General features: G+C 63.8%; 14 protein-coding genes. 9 read left to right on the plus strand and 5 right to left on the minus strand.

Annotated features, from left to right (window positions below):
• Positions 1 to 3: 3 nt before the first annotated feature.
• From dapC to I6I71_RS07600, 3 genes are all read left to right on the plus strand, one after another.
• Positions 4 to 1,095: a succinyldiaminopimelate transaminase gene (gene dapC, locus I6I71_RS07590; protein WP_201819992.1), complete on the plus strand. Its 1,092-nt coding sequence runs from the start codon at positions 4 to 6 to the stop codon at positions 1,093 to 1,095.
• Between the two features lie 3 nt (positions 1,096 to 1,098).
• On the plus strand, positions 1,099 to 1,626 hold the full coding sequence (locus I6I71_RS07595) for a GtrA family protein (protein ID WP_052204814.1): 528 nt from the start codon (positions 1,099 to 1,101) through the stop codon (positions 1,624 to 1,626).
• Between the two features lie 124 nt (positions 1,627 to 1,750).
• Positions 1,751 to 2,854, plus strand: a complete 1,104-nt coding sequence (locus tag I6I71_RS07600) for an HNH endonuclease signature motif containing protein (RefSeq protein ID WP_201819995.1) — start codon at positions 1,751 to 1,753, stop codon at positions 2,852 to 2,854.
• Between the two features lie 32 nt (positions 2,855 to 2,886).
• Here the strand turns inward: I6I71_RS07600 and I6I71_RS07605 are convergent, their stop codons facing one another.
• Genes I6I71_RS07605 through I6I71_RS07625 form a run of 5 tightly spaced genes read right to left on the minus strand, consistent with a single transcriptional unit; the run spans position 2,887 to position 8,041 of the window.
• Entirely contained in the window at positions 2,887 to 3,435 is a 549-nt protein-coding gene (locus I6I71_RS07605; protein ID WP_201819998.1) for a GNAT family N-acetyltransferase, read from the minus strand.
• Positions 3,425 to 4,354 carry a 2,3,4,5-tetrahydropyridine-2,6-dicarboxylate N-succinyltransferase gene (gene dapD, locus I6I71_RS07610; RefSeq protein ID WP_052204808.1) on the minus strand — a complete coding sequence of 310 codons (930 nt, stop codon included), beginning with the start codon at positions 4,352 to 4,354 and terminating at the stop codon, positions 3,425 to 3,427. The genes I6I71_RS07605 and dapD overlap by 11 nt, the downstream gene beginning before the upstream one ends.
• A gap of 10 nt (positions 4,355 to 4,364) precedes the next feature.
• On the minus strand, positions 4,365 to 5,750 hold the full coding sequence (locus I6I71_RS07615) for an amino acid permease (RefSeq protein WP_201820002.1): 1,386 nt from the start codon (positions 5,748 to 5,750) through the stop codon (positions 4,365 to 4,367).
• Positions 5,747 to 7,105, minus strand: coding sequence for an amino acid permease (locus I6I71_RS07620; protein WP_201820005.1), 1,359 nt, complete (start codon positions 7,103 to 7,105; stop codon positions 5,747 to 5,749). The genes I6I71_RS07615 and I6I71_RS07620 overlap by 4 nt, the downstream gene beginning before the upstream one ends.
• Before the next feature lie 15 nt (positions 7,106 to 7,120).
• Positions 7,121 to 8,041, minus strand: a complete 921-nt coding sequence (locus tag I6I71_RS07625; RefSeq protein ID WP_052206391.1) for a DapH/DapD/GlmU-related protein — start codon at positions 8,039 to 8,041, stop codon at positions 7,121 to 7,123.
• 31 nt (positions 8,042 to 8,072) lie between these two features.
• On the opposite strand from I6I71_RS07625, the gene dapE reads away from it, so the two are divergent.
• Genes dapE through I6I71_RS07655 form a run of 6 tightly spaced genes read left to right on the plus strand, consistent with a single transcriptional unit; the run spans position 8,073 to position 12,094 of the window.
• Positions 8,073 to 9,191 (plus strand): succinyl-diaminopimelate desuccinylase, encoded by a 1,119-nt coding sequence (gene dapE, locus I6I71_RS07630; RefSeq protein WP_201820007.1) that lies wholly within the window; start codon positions 8,073 to 8,075, stop codon positions 9,189 to 9,191.
• A 13-nt stretch (positions 9,192 to 9,204) separates the two neighbouring features.
• Positions 9,205 to 10,020 (plus strand): LOG family protein, encoded by an 816-nt coding sequence (locus tag I6I71_RS07635; protein WP_070495270.1) that lies wholly within the window; start codon positions 9,205 to 9,207, stop codon positions 10,018 to 10,020.
• A gap of 16 nt (positions 10,021 to 10,036) precedes the next feature.
• Positions 10,037 to 10,849 (plus strand): dihydropteroate synthase, encoded by an 813-nt coding sequence (gene folP / locus I6I71_RS07640; protein ID WP_052204799.1) that lies wholly within the window; start codon positions 10,037 to 10,039, stop codon positions 10,847 to 10,849.
• A gap of 8 nt (positions 10,850 to 10,857) precedes the next feature.
• The gene (locus tag I6I71_RS07645) at positions 10,858 to 11,580 is read left to right on the plus strand and encodes a glucosyl-3-phosphoglycerate synthase (RefSeq protein ID WP_201823553.1); all 723 of its coding nucleotides are present in this window, start codon (positions 10,858 to 10,860) and stop codon (positions 11,578 to 11,580) included.
• Between the two features lie 3 nt (positions 11,581 to 11,583).
• A complete protein-coding gene (locus I6I71_RS07650) occupies positions 11,584 to 11,955 on the plus strand; it encodes a cell division protein DivIVA (RefSeq protein WP_201820009.1) in 372 nt (123 codons plus the stop codon).
• The gene (locus tag I6I71_RS07655; protein ID WP_070462057.1) at positions 11,927 to 12,094 is read left to right on the plus strand and encodes a DUF3117 domain-containing protein; all 168 of its coding nucleotides are present in this window, start codon (positions 11,927 to 11,929) and stop codon (positions 12,092 to 12,094) included. The genes I6I71_RS07650 and I6I71_RS07655 overlap by 29 nt, the downstream gene beginning before the upstream one ends.
• The last annotated feature ends 46 nt before the right edge of the window (positions 12,095 to 12,140 follow it).

Raw genomic sequence — 12,140 nt, forward strand, 5'->3', positions numbered from 1 at the left:
TTTATGCGTACCCCTTTGGCCTCGGTGTTGCCCGATTTCCCCTGGGACACGATTGCGGACGTGAAGTCGAAAGCCGCGTCGCACCCGGACGGGCTGATTGACCTTTCCGTTGGCGGGCCGGTGGACCCAGTTGCGCCTGCGATCCAGCTTGCGCTGACGGAGCATGCTGCGATCCCTGGCTACCCGCAGACGGTGGGCACGCCGGAGTTGCGTCGCACGATCGTGGAGGCGCTTTCGCGCCGCTTCGGCATTTCGGGCTTGGATGAGCAGTCGGTGCTGCCCACGATTGGCCTGAAGGAAGCGATCGCCTGGCTGCCCACGCTTCTGGGCATGCGCGGCGAGACGGTCATCATCCCCGAGGTTGCGTACCCCACCTATGAGGTCGCCGCACTGGTCGCGGGTTGCAAGGTGGTGCGCTCTGATTCGCCTATCGACGGCGCGTCCTTGGCCTTCATCAACTCCCCATCCAACCCGACGGGGTCGGTTATGGGCGTTGACCAGCTGAAGTCCTGGGTGGAGTTCAGCCGCGACACCGGTGCAATTGTGGCCTCTGATGAGTGCTACCTCTACCTCGGCTGGTCCGCGGAGGCGGTGTCCATCCTGCATCCGAGCGTGACTGGCGGGGACAACACGGGTCTTCTGGCGTTGCATTCGTTGTCGAAGACGTCGAATATGGCGTCGTATCGCGCGGGCACCATTTCCGGCGACCGGGCGTTGGTCCAGGAGCTGCTGGAGGCGCGCAAGCACGCGGGTCTCATGGTGCCGGGGCCGATCCAGGCGGCGATGGTTGCCGCGTTCGCGGAAGACACTCACGAGGATCTGCAGCGCACCACGTACGCCGCGCGTCGCGCCGTGTTGCTGAAGGGCTTGGTTGCCGCGGGCTTTGAGGTGGATAACTCTGAGGCAGGTTTGTACCTGTGGGCGAGGAAGGACGGCTTGAGCTCGCGCGAGGCGCTCGCGTGGCTGGCTGAGCGTGGCATCCTTGCCGCCCCGGGTGATTTCTACGGCCCGGCCGGCGCTAACCACGTGCGCGTGGCCATGACCACCACGGATGCCCACGCCGCCGAAGCCGCGCAGCGCCTAGGTGCGCGTTAGGGAATGACCTCCCAACGCTTTGTTGCTGAGGCCACACAGTTTCTGAAGTTCGGCATCGTCGGCGGGTCCGGCGTGCTGGTCAACTTGGCCGCGTTTTATGTGTTCAAGAAGCTGTTGGACTCCGGCTTTGGCGTCCACGAGTCTGAGGTGTTTTTCAACCTCCTCGGCACGCGTTTCAACGTGCGCTGGTACCACGTGTTGTCCACGGTGGCGTTCGTGGTGGCGAATACGTGGAACTATCAGTTGAACCGTTCCTGGACGTTCCGCGGGGAGGGCGGGCGTTCGTGGCTGCGCGGGTATGTGCCGTTTCTTGCCACGGGTGTGGTGGCGCTTGTTGTGTCGCTGACGGTGATGACGTTTTTGATGAACCCGCTCTCGCCGATCGCACTGCCGGCAGAGGTGTTTGATGACTCCACGGGGCTTCGCACCAAGAGCTACTGGGCGCAAGCGATTTCGACGTTTGTGGCCATGCCTGTCAATTTCGTGATTAACAAATTCTGGGCATTCGGCAAGCCAAAAGCCGTTTCTTAAAACCGCAGGTCAAACGATTTCGCCGTTTGCTTACCGACGCCCCACCTGTGGATAACTTCAACTTATCCACAGGCCCAAGCGCCAAAGCTTGTGCGTGATTTGGGCGGGCAGTAGCTTGTGGCCCATGGAATTTGGGGACTTTCTCTCGGCGGGGGTGGACACCCTGGCTGGCTTTGACCGTGACGCGGCGTTGGCGGCGTGCATTGCTCCGTCTCGGGTGCGTGAATGGCAGGCCGTCCACGGCGTCTATTATGGGCCGACGCGCTTTACGCGCAGGCAGGCGCAGGCCCGCGAGATGGCGGGAGGGGCGAGCCTGGACAAGCTCGTGCTTATAGAGCGCAAACTGCGCCGCGTCTCCGACGCCGGCGAGCGCTGGCGCCTGCGCGAGGAACTGCTGCGCTTCACTGGGCGCTATGACGCCCTTTCGCGCCACGCCGATACCCTCATTGACACCCCGAAGCCGCCGCCGCAGAAGCAGCTGCGCTTTAGCCGTTCGAAGTCGGGTATGCGGACGATGACGTTGACGTATGCCGAGCGCGACATTGCGGATGTGGAGCACGCGCTGCGCCAGGTCATCGACCATAAGCGTCCGGCCGCAGCCCAGCTTGCGGATGCGTTTGTGGGCCTTTTGCGTAACGACGCCCACGACAACCCACCCAGCGCCCCCACCCGCATCCCGCACGCCGCACCCCGCCCGATGATCCTCATCCCGCTTCCGGCGTGGACCCGCCTGAGCGCCGCCACCGCCACCGCGGCTGCCGCTGACGCACCCGCAGCCGCAGCTGAGGTGACCCTGCACCTGACCGACGGCACCTCGATGACCGGTGCCGAGTTCCTGGCGAAGTACTACGGTGCAGAGCTTGAAGTGGCGCTGTTCCACCCGCGCGAGGGGGCGGTGAACCTGTATCGCACGCAGCGTTTCGCCAACGCGAAGCAGCGCGACTTGGCGGGGTTGTTGATGCCGGTGTGTCCGGCGCCGGACTGCCGTCACGGTTCTGATGCCTGCGAGATGCACCACGTGCAGTCCTGGGCGCGCGGCGGGATGACAAACATGAATAATCTTTCGCCGCTGTGTCGCTATCACAACGGGGTGAATGATGATGACCCGGCGCACCACTACCGAGGCCGAATAGAGGTGCGGGGTGGGACGCCGGTGTGGGTGTCGCCAAGCGGCAGACCCGTACCGGCCAGAACACCCGGCGCGATGCAGCTGCTCTTCAGTGACTAGCGGGCATCGCTAGTCGCATCGCTAGTCACCGGCTAATCACAGGAAAGCCGCGAGTACTGCGCGATGTCGATGAATTCCCCGTGAAGGAATTCGCCGCCGCGGATGACACCTTCGAAGGTGTAGCCGGCCTGCTCGGCAACGTGCCGGGAGGCCGCGTTGTCGACCCCTGCCCGGATCACCAGGCGGTGGAACCCTTGGGCGAAGGCGTGTTCGCTGACCAAGCGGACCGCGCGCGTCATTGCGCCGCGTCCGCGCGCCCAGGGGGCAGCGTTGTAGCCGAAGTCGCCCGAGCGGTGTTGTTCGGAGTGCAGGCGTAGTTCGATGTTGCCGCAGAAGCGGGCGTCCATAACAAGCGCCCACCGCGCACACGAAGGTCCGGTGCTGCCTAAGAATGCCGAAGCCATCTCTTCGGTGTAGGGGTGGGGGACTTGCGTCCAGCGCACCATGCGCGGGTCATTGCACGCGGCAATCAGATCGTCGCGTACACCCGCGATGGTGTCCACCTGCGACCACGGCAGCAACACCAAGTCGCCATCCACGAGTACCTCTTCGGGCAGAGGCCAGGTGAGCTTAGTTGGCATGCAGGATGTCATTGAGCTCAACGCCCTTGGCGGGTACGACCTCGATGGCGCCGGTGAGGGAGTTGCGGCGGAACAGCAGCCCGTCCTTGCCGGAGAGCTCCACAGCCTTGACGGTCTCGCCGTTGACCTGCACCTTGGAGGACGCGGTGACGTAGAGGCCGGCTTCTACGATGCAGTCGTTACCCAGGGAGATACCGACGCCGGCGTTGGCGCCGAGCAGGCAGCGCTGACCAAGCGAGATGACTTCCTTGCCGCCGCCGGACAGGGTGCCCATGATGGAGGCGCCGCCGCCGATGTCGGTGCCGTCTCCAACAACAACACCTGCGGAGATGCGGCCTTCAACCATGGAAGCGCCAAGCGTGCCGGCGTTGAAGTTAACAAAGCCTTCGTGCATGACGGTGGTGCCTTCGGCCAGGTGTGCGCCAAGCCGGATGCGGTCCGCGTCTCCAATACGTACGCCAGACGGCACGACGTAGTCCACCATGCGTGGGAACTTGTCCACGGAGAACACCACAACCGGACCCTTGGCGGCCAGGCGCGCGCGGGTCATCTGGAAGTCGGCCACGGCACACGGGCCGTAGTTGGTCCACACCACGTTTGCCAACAGGCCAAACACGCCGTCCATGTTGGCGCCGTGCGGCTTGATCAGGCGGTGGGAGAGCAGGTGGAGGCGCAGGTAGACGTCGTAAGCGTCGATCGCTGGCTGGTCCAGGTCAGCAATTTGCGTATCGACGACCACGCGAGCCACCCCTCGCGCCTCATCCGGCCCCACCAAGTCAGCGAAGCGGGGGTCTTCCTTTTCAACTCGGGTGGTGCCGGTCTCGCCGGTGCCTTCGAGTTTCGGGGCGGGGTACCAAACGTCTAGAACAGTGCCGTCGTGCGTAACAGTTGCCAAACCACGGGCGGATGCAGAAGTCATGACAGACACCTTAGCGCTTGCTGGATGTTGTCAGGAACGACAGACCGATGAGGACGGCGGAAAGGATGGTGACGGAGATGATTTGGGTGCGTGATGAGGCGTCGAAAAGCATGAGCACCGTAAGCCCCACAAGGGCGGCGAGGGTGACCCAGGGGACCCAGGATGCGCCGCGCACACGCACGGTGGTGGCGCGGATTTGGGGGTGCAGTTTGATGTAGCTCAGGGTGATCATGATCCAGGTGACGATCAGGCAGCCGCCGGTTGCGGCCATGAGGAAGTCGATCATCCCCGGCGGGTTCCACCATTGCAGGCCGACGGCCACGAATGCGAAGAAAACGCTGATCAGTACTGCGTTGGTGGGGACGGCGTTGGCGTTGGTTTTGGCGGTCCAGCGTGGGGCGTCGCCTTCGAGGGCCAGCTGGTAGATCAGGCGGGAGGTGCCGTAGAGCTGAGCGTTGAAGGCGGACAGCAGCGCGAGCACGATCACGGCCTCCATGAGCCCTGCGGCGCCCGGGATGTTCGCCATTTCGAGCACTTGGGTGAAGGGGGAGTCGGCGGCGGAGTTGGCGCCGTCGATTTGGGCGTATGGCAGAAGCAGCACGATGACGGCAATGGAGCCGAGGTAGAACAGTGCGATGCGCCAGATGATGGTGTTAACGGCCGTTTTGACGTTTTGTGCCGGGTTTTCGGATTCTGCGGCGGCGATGGTGACCACTTCGATACCGCCGAACGCGAACGCCACGGCGAGCAGGCCGGCGGCGATGCCGGTGACGCCGTGCGGGGCGAATCCGGATTCACGCACGTTGTCGAAGCCGACGAAGCCGCTGGCTGGCAACAGGCCTAGCCAGAGGGCTGCGCCAATGACAATGAAGCCGACGATCACGGCGACTTTGATCATGGCGAACCAGTACTCGAACTCTCCGAAGCCACGCACCTGCGCGAGGTTGACGGCGGTGAGGAACGCAACCACCACAAGGGCCGGTACCCACTGCGGGACGTTGAACCAACCGGCCATCATGGCGGATGCGCCGGTGATTTCGGCCCCGCACGCCATGATGAGCAGGAACCAATACAGCCAGCCGAGGAGGAAGCCTGCCCAGTGGCCGAAGGCTTGCCGTCCGTAGGTGGAAAACGAGCCGGAGGAGGGGCGGGCGGCGGCCATTTCTCCAAGCATGCGCATCACGGCGATGACAATGGCGCCGGCGATGATGTAGGCGATGATGATGGCGGGGCCGGCGGCGCGGATGCCTACGCCGACGCCTAAAAACAGGCCGGCGCCGACTGCGGTGCCCAGGCCCATGAGGGTGAGGTGGCGTGATTTGAGGCCGGTGCCAAGATCGCCATCGGTGGCGGTGTTGGTGGCGGTGTTGGTGGCGGCGGAGGATGGTGTGGTCATCGTGGGGTCTTTCGGGTCCAGATCGCGCCGGCGAGGCAGATGACGCCGACGACAACGGTGACAGCCAGTACTTGGAAGCGGCCGTCGGGGTTGGTGAGCATGAGCAGGACAAGGCCTGCGATAAGGGCGATGGCGGTCCAGGGCAGCCAGCTGGGCGCCCACATGCGGACGTGGGTGATTTCTCCGCTCGCGACCAGCTGCGGGTGCAGGCGCAGGAAGGAAAACGCGATGGAGAACCAGATGACGATCAGGCAGCCGCCGACGGCGTTGAGCAGGAACGCCAACAGTCCTGGCGGGTTCCAGTACTGCAGGCCGACGGCGACGAGGCCGAAGAAGACGGACACCAAAACGGCTCTAACAGGTACCCCGCGGGGGTCGGTTTGGGCGAAGGACGCTGGGGCGTCGCCACGCACGGCGAGCGAGTGGAGGAAGCGCGAGGAGCCGTAGACCTGGGTGTTGCAGGCGCTGAGCAAAGCGACGGCGATGACGGCTTCCATAATCCCCACGGCACCTGGGATGTTGGCTAGGCGCAGTACGGCGGTAAACGGCGATTCGGAGGCGTCGTTCGCGCCGCCGATTTGGTCAAACGGCAGAAGCAGCACGATCAGCAGCACGGAGCCGATGTAGAACACGGAGATGCGCCAGATGATGGTCTTGATGGCCGAGTGCACGGCCACTTCGGGGTCTTCGGATTCAGCCGCGGCGATGGTGACAAGTTCGATGCCGCCGAAGGCAAACGCAACGGCCAGCAGTGCGGTGGCCACGCCGCCGAAGCCGTTGGGCATGAAGCCAACGTCACGGATCTGGCTTAAGCCCACGAAGGATGTGCCCGGCAACAACCCCAGCCACAGCGCCACGCCAAGTGCGAGGAACGCCACGATGACCAGCACTTTGATCAGGGCGAACCAGAACTCGAACTCGCCGTAGTTTTTCACCGCGGCGAAGTTGATCAGCGTAAACACCACGATGGCGATCAGCGCCGGGATCCACGGGGAGATGGCAAACCAGGAGGCGATGATCGCGGACGCGCCGGTGATTTCCACCGCCATGATCATGACCATCATGAACCAGTAGAGCCAGCCGATGGCAAAACCCGCCCAGCGGCCGAAGGCTTGCTCGGCGTAAGTGGAAAACGCGCCGGAGGAGGGGCGCGCGGCCACCATTTCGGCGAGCATCTGCATCACACAGACGGTGATGAAGCCTGCGATGATGTAGGCCAGAAGCACTGCCGGTCCTGCGGCGGCGATGCCTACGCCGGTGCCCAAGAACAGTCCGGCGCCGATGGCGGAGCCGAGGCCCATCATGGTGAGGTGTCGTGTTTGGAGTCCTCGCCCTAGCGAGGTGTTGTCTGACATGTGGATGACGTTACGCTACGGCCTTTGGCGCAATACCGGGGAGTTCGAAAATGGTTCGTTGCTGATGACAATGTTGGATTCGCCGCTGATGTCGCGGGCGTGGACTTGGTGGCCAACGCGGGCGTCGAAAAGCGTGGTGCTCGGCTCTAGCACGACGCCGAGGCCGAGCTCACAGTTGTCTCCAAGGTCCACGCCGATGAGCCCGGAGGAGTGGCGCAGGCGGCAGTTGCGGCCGATGTTCAGCGGTTTGCGGTTGCGGCGCACCCCCTCGTCGGCGGCGACGAGCGCGTTGAGCGAGACTTTGCTGCCTTCGCCGACGGTCACGGAAGAAGACAAGCGGCCTTCCACGCGCGCCGGGCCGATGGTGCCGGCGTTGTATGACACGTAGCCTTCGCGGATGACTTGGGTGCCGGGGGCAAGGTGGGCGCCGAGGCGGACGCGTTCGGCTTCGGCGATAGCAACGCCGGTGGGTACCACGTAGTCCACCATGCGCGGCAGTTGCTCGATGCTTAAGACCTGGATTTGGCCGCGGGAGCGCAGGTTGGTGCGGATGTATTCGAAGTTGTCCGCAAGGCAGGGGCCTTTGTTGGTCCAGACCACTTCGGCGAGGTGTTCGAGGCAGTCAAACATGTTGATTTGCATGGGTTGGACAAGGCGGTGGGAGAGCAGGTGGAGGCGCAGGTAGACGTCGTGGGCGTCGATGGGTGGGGCGGAGAGGTCTGCAATTTCGGTGCGGACGGGCACGAGTTCAACCAGCCGGTCGCGGTCCATGCCGATGAGGTTTAAGAAGCGGTCTGACAGTTCGCGTGCGGAGACGCGCCGGGTTGCGGTGGTGAGGTTTTCGCCGCCGAGTTGTGGGCTGGGGTACCAGGTGTCCAGCACCGTTCCGTCCATGGCGATGTTGGCAATTCCTATTCCGTGGGCTCCTTGCAGCATTGTTGCATCATAACCAAGTAGCATCAGCGCAATGGAGCTTTCGCTTATCGACGCCCCCGTGACCCTCACCACCGAACTCATCGACATCGAGTCGCCGTCGCACCATGAGGCCAAGATCGCCGACGTGATCGAAGCTGCGCTTCGCGACCTTGAAGCTGGCAGTGCTGGCAGCGCTGGAAACATCAGTGTTCAGCGGTTTGGCAACACCCTTGTTGCGCGCACGCATTTTGCTAAGGCGCAGCGGGTGGTGCTTGCTGGCCATGTGGATACGGTGCCGCTTGCAGATAACACGCCGCACCATTTTGAAGACACCCCGGAAGGCCGTGTGCTGTTTGGCTGCGGCGCGGTGGATATGAAGTCCGGCTTGGCGTGTTACCTGTCGGCGTTTGCGGCGCTGGCGAATGACCCGGAAGCTGCCGCGTTTGATTTGACGTTTATTGCCTATGAGGGCGAGGAGGTGGCCACGAAGTACAACGGCCTTTACCACTTGGAGCGTGACCATCCGGAGTTGTTGGCGGGTGACATCGCGCTGCTAGGGGAGCCCTCGGGTGGCATCATCGAGGCCGGCTGCCAGGGCACGATCCGGGTGTTTGTGGACACGCACGGGACTCGCGCGCACTCCGCGCGTGCGTGGCTGGGGGACAATGCCGCGCACAAGTTAGCTGGCGTGCTGGGCCGCATTGCTGCCTATGAGCCGCGCGACGTCACGATTGCGGGCTGCACGTACCGCGAAGGCCTCAACGTGGTGGGCATGGAAGGGTTCGTGGCCACGAATACGATTCCGGATTTTGCGCGGTTGACGGTGAATTTTCGGTATGCGCCGGATCGTGGCGTCGATAAGGCAAAGGCTCATCTGGAGGAAGTGCTGGACCTGGAGCCGGGCTTGGAGCTGATTTACGACGACGTGGCGCCCGCGGCCCTCCCCGGCCTCGACGACCCGGTGGCCGCCGAGTTGGTGCGTGCCGTTGGCGGCAATGTGCGGGCGAAATACGGATGGACGGACGTGGCGCGCTTCTCTAGTCTGGGGGTGCCTGCTGTCAACTTCGGGCCGGGAGATCCTGGATTTGCGCACAAGCGCGACGAGCAGTGCCCAGTTGACCAGATTGAGCATGTGTACGCGCAGCTCATGGACTACCTGACAGCGAAATAGGAGGCGAGTTTTCATGGCACCCCACATCACTCCGCGTCGGCCAGAACGTGACCGTAAGCTGCGTGGCCCACTGATGCTGCGCAGCGAACAGCAGCAGGAAACGACGTATGACCAGCGCTTGCTGGAGTCCCTGGGCCACATGGATCACGATTGGAAGCATGCGGACCCGTGGCGCGTGATGCGTATTCAGTCCGAGTTTGTGGCGGGGTTTGATGCGCTCTCGGAGATGCCGAAGGCCGTAACCGTGTTTGGCTCGGCGCGTCTGGGGGAGGGAACCCCGGAGTATGAGTTGGCGCGAGAGGTTGGCAAGGCGCTGACGGAGGCGGGCTACGCCGTGATCACCGGCGGCGGACCGGGTTTGATGGAGGGGCCGAACCGCGGCGCGCACGAGGCGGGTGGCATTTCGGTGGGCCTGGGCATTGAGCTGCCGCACGAGCAGGGCTTGAACGACTGGGTGGATCTGGGCCTGAACTTCCGCTACTTCTTTGCGCGTAAAACGATGTTTTTGAAGTACTCGCAGGCGTTTATCTCCCTGCCGGGCGGTTTTGGCACGATGGATGAGGTCTTTGAGGTGCTGTGCATGGTGCAGACCGGCAAGGTGACCAACTTCCCGATCGTGTTGATGGGCACGGAGTTCTGGTCGGGCCTGGTCACGTGGCTGCGTGAGCAGCTCTTGGGTCGCGGGCTGATTTCGCCTGGCGACGATGAGCTGTTCATTGTCACCGACTCCGTCGAGGAAGCTATCGAGCACATTGTCTCCGCGCATCGTGTGATGACGGATGAGCGCCTCACCGGCTGCGAATCTATCGCTGACTCCATTGTTGAGTAGGCCGTTGGCCCAGGTGATGGCCATTGTTAATCGCACCCCGGATTCCTTTTATGACCAGGGTGCGACGTTTGCGATTGACGCGGCCGTTGCGCGGGCGTCTGAGGCGGTGGCGGATGGGGCGAGCATTATCGACGTTGGCGGGGTCAAAGCCGGCCCCGGCGACGAGGTCGACGCTGTAGAGGAAATTGAGCGCATCGTGCCGGTGATCGCCGCGGTGCGTGCTGCGCACCCGGATGTGGTGATCAGCGCGGACACGTGGCGTGCGGACGTCGCCCAAGCGGCGGTGGACGCAGGCGCGAACCTGATCAATGACACGTGGGCGGGCTTTGACCCGCAGCTGGTGGAGGTCGCAGGCGCAAACGGCGTGGGGTACGTGTGCTCACACACGGGTGGCGCGGTGCCGCGCACGCGCCCGCACCGTGTGCGTTACGACGACGTAGTGGCCGACGTCATCGCCGAAACCACCGCGCTTGCCGAGCGCGCGGTGTCCCTGGGCGCCCGCGAGGACCTGGTGTTCATTGACCCGACGCATGACTTTGGCAAGAACACCTTCCACGGCCTTGAGCTTTTGCGGCGTGTGGACGAACTAGTGGCTACCGGCTGGCCAGTGCTGATGGCGCTGTCCAATAAGGACTTCGTGGGTGAGACGGTGGATCGTCCGGTGGGCGAGCGCGTCGCCGGTACCTTGGCGGCGACAGCGTGGGCGGCAGCGCGTGGCGTGGCGGCGTTTCGTGTGCACGAGGTCCGTGAAACCGTCGACGTGATCCGCATGACCGCCGCGATTGCCGGCCAGGCTCCGCCGCTGAACACCGTCCGGGGGTTGGCGTGATTGGAAACCTGACCGTCAGCGTGGTCATCCCGGCGCTCAACGAGGAAGCCACGGTGGCGCACGTTGCACAGGCGTGTTTGGCGTCGTGCGCCGATGAGGTCCTCGTGATCGATTCTGACTCCACTGACAACACCGCCGCGGAGGCGGCGCGGGTGGGGGCGCGTGTGGTGGGATGGCGTGGCGTCGATAAGCAAAAGCCCTGGCCCGGGAAAGGGGAGGCCCTGTGGCGCGGGGTGAAAGCCGCGCGCGGGGACGTGGTGGTGTTTGTGGATGCGGACGTGACCAACGTGGAGCCCCGGTGGGTGGACACACTGGCCGCCCCCTTTGCAGACCCCGCAATTCACCTGGTCAACGCCACCTACGAGCGGCTCGGCGCCGGCGGGCGCGTAACCGAGCTGACCGCCAAACCGCTGCTGCGCACCTACTTCCCGCAGCTCGCCAGCCTTGACCAGCCGCTGGCGGGCGAATACGCCATCCGCAGAGAAACCGCCCTTCAGGTGCCGTTTGTTGCAGGTTATGGGGTAGAGATCGGGTTGCTTATCGACGTTTACGCCACCCACCCCAACGCCATCACCCAAGTGAATCTAGGCGAGCGCACCCACCGCAACCGGCCACTTGCTGAGCTCGGACCGATGGCCGACGTAGTCACCCGTACCGTCCTTGCGCGCGCCGGCGTGCTGCCGGAAGGGGCCGCGCCGCTCACACAGCGACCACCGTGGAATATGATGTAGCCCATGCTTTCGTGGATCCTGCTGATTGTGGCTCTGGCGGTCTTTGCCCTGATGGGCATGTGGTTGTTCTCCGCCGTGTTTGGGCGCGGCGAGGCGCTACCGCCCATGGAGGATACCGCCGACGTGAAAGACGCCAACCGGACCGCCGTTGAAGAGGGCCGTTTTGACGACATCCAGCTGGAAGTTGTCCACCGCGGATACCGCATGGACCAGGTCGATGCGCTGCTTGCCCAGCTGACGGGTACCGAGCTGGCTATGGAGCCCGCAACAGCGCTGGCCCCCGAAGATGCGCCGGAGCGCGTACAATTGGGCGAAGAACTTCTAGTTAGCGAAGGAGAGCCTACCCATGGCAGCAATGAAACCGCGCACCGGTAACGGTCCGATGGAAGCAGTGGAAGAAAGCCGCAAGATTGTAATGCGTATCCCGTCCGACGGCGGTGGCCGTTTGGTTGTGGAGATGAGCAAGGAAGAGGCTGCCGAACTTGGGCAGCTGCTGCTTGACGCATCGAAGTAGCGCGATTATTCCCCTTCGCCCCGCCCCGCGGGGCGTTTTTTATTGT

Source organism: Corynebacterium riegelii (assembly GCF_016728505.1).
GTDB classification, from domain to species: domain Bacteria; phylum Actinomycetota; class Actinomycetes; order Mycobacteriales; family Mycobacteriaceae; genus Corynebacterium; species Corynebacterium riegelii.

Excerpts from the sequence above, each read along its gene's own strand:
- dapC (WP_201819992.1), top strand. The coding sequence starts at position 4 with ATGCGTACCCCTTTGGCCTCGGTGTTGCCCGATTTCCCCTGGGACACG.
- I6I71_RS07595 (WP_052204814.1), top strand. The coding sequence starts at position 1,099 with ATGACCTCCCAACGCTTTGTTGCTGAGGCCACACAGTTTCTGAAGTTC.
- I6I71_RS07600 (WP_201819995.1), top strand. The coding sequence starts at position 1,751 with ATGGAATTTGGGGACTTTCTCTCGGCGGGGGTGGACACCCTGGCTGGC.
- I6I71_RS07605 (WP_201819998.1), bottom strand. The coding sequence starts at position 3,435 with ATGCCAACTAAGCTCACCTGGCCTCTGCCCGAAGAGGTACTCGTGGAT.
- dapD (WP_052204808.1), bottom strand. The coding sequence starts at position 4,354 with ATGACTTCTGCATCCGCCCGTGGTTTGGCAACTGTTACGCACGACGGC.
- I6I71_RS07615 (WP_201820002.1), bottom strand. The coding sequence starts at position 5,750 with ATGACCACACCATCCTCCGCCGCCACCAACACCGCCACCAACACCGCC.
- I6I71_RS07620 (WP_201820005.1), bottom strand. The coding sequence starts at position 7,105 with ATGTCAGACAACACCTCGCTAGGGCGAGGACTCCAAACACGACACCTC.
- I6I71_RS07625 (WP_052206391.1), bottom strand. The coding sequence starts at position 8,041 with ATGCTGCAAGGAGCCCACGGAATAGGAATTGCCAACATCGCCATGGAC.
- dapE (WP_201820007.1), top strand. The coding sequence starts at position 8,073 with ATGGAGCTTTCGCTTATCGACGCCCCCGTGACCCTCACCACCGAACTC.
- I6I71_RS07635 (WP_070495270.1), top strand. The coding sequence starts at position 9,205 with ATGGCACCCCACATCACTCCGCGTCGGCCAGAACGTGACCGTAAGCTG.
- folP (WP_052204799.1), top strand. The coding sequence starts at position 10,037 with ATGGCCATTGTTAATCGCACCCCGGATTCCTTTTATGACCAGGGTGCG.
- I6I71_RS07650 (WP_201820009.1), top strand. The coding sequence starts at position 11,584 with ATGCTTTCGTGGATCCTGCTGATTGTGGCTCTGGCGGTCTTTGCCCTG.
- I6I71_RS07655 (WP_070462057.1), top strand. The coding sequence starts at position 11,927 with ATGGCAGCAATGAAACCGCGCACCGGTAACGGTCCGATGGAAGCAGTG.